The 287-nt window shown below is 65.2% G+C and carries 1 protein-coding gene; it reads left to right on the top strand.

Features of this window, described 5'->3' with window-relative positions:
* Nucleotides 1-44: 44 nt before the first annotated feature.
* Nucleotides 45-287, top strand: a 243-nt coding sequence (locus tag A1830_RS16870; protein WP_231877658.1) for an Ig-like domain-containing protein, incomplete at its 3' end; no start/stop codon positions are given.

The following is a 287-nucleotide window of genomic DNA, read 5'->3' as shown; positions in this document are numbered from 1 at the left end:
TCACGACCGCTCAGGTCAGCGACCTGACGGTCACCACCGATAACGTGGTCGCCAACGGCACGGCCAAAGCCGCCCTGCGCGTCACCGTTCGGGATCAGCACGGCAATCCACTGGCCGGTCAGAAGGTCGCCCTGACCGCCGCTGATAAAGGCGTCACGCTCAGCACGGCAAGCGTCACCACTGCGAAGGACGGTACCGTCGCCTTTACCGCCACCAGCACCACGGCGGCCGCTTACGCCGTCAGCGCGACCCTCGGTAACTCGTCCAAAACCACGACGGTGACCTTT

It is taken from the genome of Erwinia sp. ErVv1 (genome assembly GCF_900068895.1).
GTDB lineage: Bacteria > Pseudomonadota > Gammaproteobacteria > Enterobacterales > Enterobacteriaceae > Erwinia.
Note: the sequence above shows the minus strand (reverse complement) of the source record. Positions and strands in the feature narration are given on the sequence as shown.